The organism is Streptomyces anatolicus (genome assembly GCF_019400875.1).
Lineage (GTDB): Bacteria > Actinomycetota > Actinomycetes > Streptomycetales > Streptomycetaceae > Streptomyces > Streptomyces anatolicus.
This window is the reverse complement of sequence record NZ_WMBF01000593.1, coordinates 1-3,445: the sequence shown is the minus strand read 5'-3', so window position 1 is coordinate 3,445 and position 3,445 is coordinate 1. Positions and strand designations below refer to the sequence as shown.

At 70.9% G+C, this 3,445-nt stretch carries 4 protein-coding genes; 2 read left to right on the top strand and 2 right to left on the bottom strand.

Annotated elements, in window-relative coordinates:
* Positions 1–119 precede the first annotated feature (119 nt).
* Positions 120–1,250 (top strand): HAD family hydrolase, encoded by a 1,131-nt coding sequence (locus tag GKQ77_RS30075; protein WP_258022225.1) that lies wholly within the window; start codon positions 120–122, stop codon positions 1,248–1,250.
* A gap of 73 nt (positions 1,251–1,323) precedes the next feature.
* Here the strand turns inward: GKQ77_RS30075 and GKQ77_RS30070 are convergent, their stop codons facing one another.
* A complete protein-coding gene (locus tag GKQ77_RS30070; protein WP_258022223.1) occupies positions 1,324–2,394 on the bottom strand; it encodes an alpha/beta hydrolase family protein in 1,071 nt (356 codons plus the stop codon).
* Positions 2,395–2,578: 184 nt separating this feature from the next.
* Positions 2,579–2,887 (bottom strand): hypothetical protein, encoded by a 309-nt coding sequence (locus GKQ77_RS30065; RefSeq protein ID WP_125512410.1) that lies wholly within the window; start codon positions 2,885–2,887, stop codon positions 2,579–2,581.
* A gap of 167 nt (positions 2,888–3,054) precedes the next feature.
* On the opposite strand from GKQ77_RS30065, the gene GKQ77_RS30060 reads away from it, so the two are divergent.
* Complete coding sequence (locus GKQ77_RS30060) at positions 3,055–3,423, top strand: arsenate reductase family protein (RefSeq protein WP_219692276.1); 369 nt, start codon at positions 3,055–3,057, stop codon at positions 3,421–3,423.
* Positions 3,424–3,445 lie beyond the last annotated feature (22 nt).

The following is a 3,445-nucleotide window of genomic DNA, read 5'->3' as shown; positions in this document are numbered from 1 at the left end:
CCACTCCCCCCACCCCCGGTGACTTCGATCATGGGAAATCGGGTGGCCTGGCCATAGCATGGCGCGCCGCTCCGGACGGGGGCGCGCATCGCTTTCAGGAACGGCGGGGCAAGGAAGACATGGCAGTACGCGCAATGAAGAAGCCGGCCCTCATCGGCGCCACGGGAGCCCTCGCGGCCGCGCTGCTCGCGGGTGCCGCGCTGTGGCCGACGAGCGAGGCGACGGCGGCGGACACCTCGGCCGCCACCGCCCGCGAACTGTCGCACTGGCCCGAGCCGGTCGCGAAGAAGCTCGGCAAGGTCATCGCCGCCAACGACCACAAGGGCGCGTACGCCGTCTTCGACGCGGACAACACCTCGTACCGCAACGACCTCGAGGAGTCGCTGCTGCCCTTCCTGGAAATGAAGGGCGTCCTGACCCGCAAGACCATGGACCCGTCCCTGAAAATCATCCCCTTCAAGGACAAGGCCGGGCACAAGGAGAGCCTGTACAGCTACTACAACCGGCTCTGCGAGGTGGACGACCAGGTCTGCTACCCCTGGGCCGCGCAGATCTTCTCCGGCTTCACGCTGAAGGAGCTGAAGGGGTACGTCGATGACCTCCTCGCGTACAAGAAGCCGATCCCGGCCGAGTACTACGAGGCCGGGAAGGTGACGAAGACCGAGGTGAAGCCGCCGGAGCTGTCGCGCGGCATGCGGCAGCTCTACAAGACGCTGCGCGCGCACGGCATCGAGGTGTACGTCGTCAGCGCGGCCAGCGAGGACCTGGTCCGCATGGTCCTCGCCGACCCGAAGTACGGCTACGGCGTGAAGCCGCAGAACGTCATCGGCGTCTCCATGCTCCTCAAGGACCGCGAGACCGGCGAGGTGACCAGCTCCCGCAAGGAGATCGCCGAGGGCCGCTTCGGCGAGAAGGACCGGGCGAAGCTCGCCGGGCACGAGCTGACGCCCAAGCTGTGGGCGCCGCTGACCTGGTACGAGGGCAAGCCCGCGGCGATCAACACGTACATCGACGAGTGGCGGAAGCCGATGCTCGTGGCCGGTGACACGCCGGTCAGCGACGGGCCGATGCTGTTCCACTCCGCGGACGTGGAGCACGGTGGGGTACGGGTCTGGGTCAACCGCAAGGACTCGTACATGAAGCAGCTCGACGGGATGAAGAAGAAGAACGCCGAGCGCCAGCGTGAGCTGGGCCAGAAGGTCACCGCCGACAAGCGGTGGCTCACGGTGACGCCGGACCGGATCGGCTGACCGCGCGATCGGACCGGACCGCGGACCAGACCGCGGACCAGACCGCGGATCAGGCGGCGGATCAGACGGCGGATCAGACGGCGGACGTCCAGGCCGCCACCTGCTTGGCGAGCGCGCCGCCCGACCTCGTCCACGCGAAGTGGTCGAGGCGGCCGCCCGCCTCCCGCTCGGTGTAGTGGCGCCGGGTGAGACGGGCCCGTGGGACCTTGCCGAGCAGGTGGTCGAGGGCGGCGGCGGGGGCGAAGGTGTCGTGCTCCACGGAGACCGCGAGCACCGGCAACTCCAGTGCGGCGAGGGCCGTTTCGTAGTCGAGGGCTGATCCCTTGGCGGCGTAGCGGCCCGTACGTCCCTGCCGTGCCCAGTCCCGCATGACGCCCCTGGGCTGGTCGCCGCCGAAGCCGAGCCGGGTGCCGGGCCAGCGGCCGAGCAGGGTCGATGTCGCGGAGATCAGCAGCTCGCCGAGGAGCAGGGCGGGTCCGCGCAGGGGGCCGTACGCGCGGAACCAGACGGACCCCGTGGCGACGAGCACCACGCCGTCGACGCCAGGGCCGATGCCGATGCCGATGCCGATGCCGGTGCCTGGGGTCGCGCCCAAAGCGGCGTGCACCAGGCCGAGTTGACCGCCGAGGCTGTGGCCGAGCAGGTACAGCGGCGGCTCGGGGCCCAGCTCCGCGCGGATGGCCGCGAGGACGGCGGGGATGTCCTCCTCGACGATGGTGCGGTAGCCGTGGTCGTGCGCCCCGCGGCCGCGGGCGCCGCCGCGCGGGGCCGCCTCACCCTGGCCTCGCAGGTCCGCGGTGAGGACCGTCAGGCCCTCGCCGTGCAACTGGCGCGCGAAGCGGCGGTAGAAGCGGGCGGGGGTGCCCATCGCGGGGAGGATGAGGACCGCGGGCGCCGGGGGCGGGCCCGGCGCGGGGCCGGAACCGGACGGAAGGAACCGTTCCGGCGCGGGGGCGCGCAGAGCACGCACCGGAACGTGGGCGCCGCCCGGGAGTTCGACACGCGTCAGCAGCGGCAGCTCGGCGGCGGGGTCCGGCTCGGTCGGCTGCTTCATGCCGACGGCTTCCGGCTCGGCCGGTTGATTCGGGCCGACAGGCTCCGGCTGGATCGGCTGGGTCAGGCCGACGGGGTCCGGCTGGGTCATGAGGCACAGCATGTCTCATCGCACATGCGTCCGCACGGTTTCGCGCAGGTTCACAGGCGTTCGCCCCCGTTCACTAGGGGCTCACGCGCAAGTCCACGCGGGAGTTCACGCGCGCGCCCGTCCGGAAAAGGCGCCGGGCCCGAGAGAGGGTGAACTCCCCTCCCGGGCCCGGCACTTACTCCGCTCAGCGGCTGTACCGCATCAGCGCGCGCACCATGTGGCACGTGATGTCGGAGGGCGGGTGGATCCCGACCTCCTCCGCCATGCTCCGTATCGTGCTGTTCTTCGCCTGGTTCGGCAGGTACACCCCCGAGTCGAGCAGGGCGATGGCCAGGCGCATGGCCTTGAGGCGGCGGTTGTGGTTGACATACCACTCACGCGGGCGGCCGGCGGGCAGCGCCTTCTTCGCCAGTGGCACATACGGCAGATCGATCAGTACGGGCTTCGGGACTCGCTGGGAAACGGGCTTCCTCGTCAGTGCGGCAGCGGGCACGGGCATCCTCCTGTCGCGGTCGGGACCCCCCGTCGGGCGCCCTCGAACACTACTGTGATTCTACCGCCCGGCACTGACAATCGCCGCTGGCCAGACGGGCTTTGGGGTGTTCGAATAAGGTCGCGCCGCACGGCCTGGGGCGGGTGTTCCGGAGGTAGCGTGTGGGCATGGAGATCTGGATCAACCCCGCCTGTTCGAAGTGCCGTGGCGCCCTCGCGCTGCTCGACGCGGAGGGCGCCGACTACACCGTGCGCCGCTACCTCGAGGACGTGCCGACCGAGGACGAGATCCGTGCCGTGCTCGACCGTCTCGGCCTCGAACCGTGGGACATCACCAGGACGCAGGAGCAGGCCGCCAAGGAGCTGAACCTGAAGGACCGCGAGGCCTGGCCGCGTGACGCGTCGGGGCGCGACCGCTGGGTCAGGGCCCTCGCCGAGCACCCGAAGCTGATCCAGCGGCCCATCATCACGGCGGACGACGGCACGGCGGTGGTGGCGCGGACCGAGGAGGCGGTACGGGACGCGCTCTCCCGGTGACCCGCTCCCCGCGCCCCAGGCC

Excerpts from the sequence above, each read along its gene's own strand:
- GKQ77_RS30075 (WP_258022225.1), top strand. The coding sequence starts at position 120 with ATGGCAGTACGCGCAATGAAGAAGCCGGCCCTCATCGGCGCCACGGGA.
- GKQ77_RS30070 (WP_258022223.1), bottom strand. The coding sequence starts at position 2,394 with ATGACCCAGCCGGACCCCGTCGGCCTGACCCAGCCGATCCAGCCGGAG.
- GKQ77_RS30060 (WP_219692276.1), top strand. The coding sequence starts at position 3,055 with ATGGAGATCTGGATCAACCCCGCCTGTTCGAAGTGCCGTGGCGCCCTC.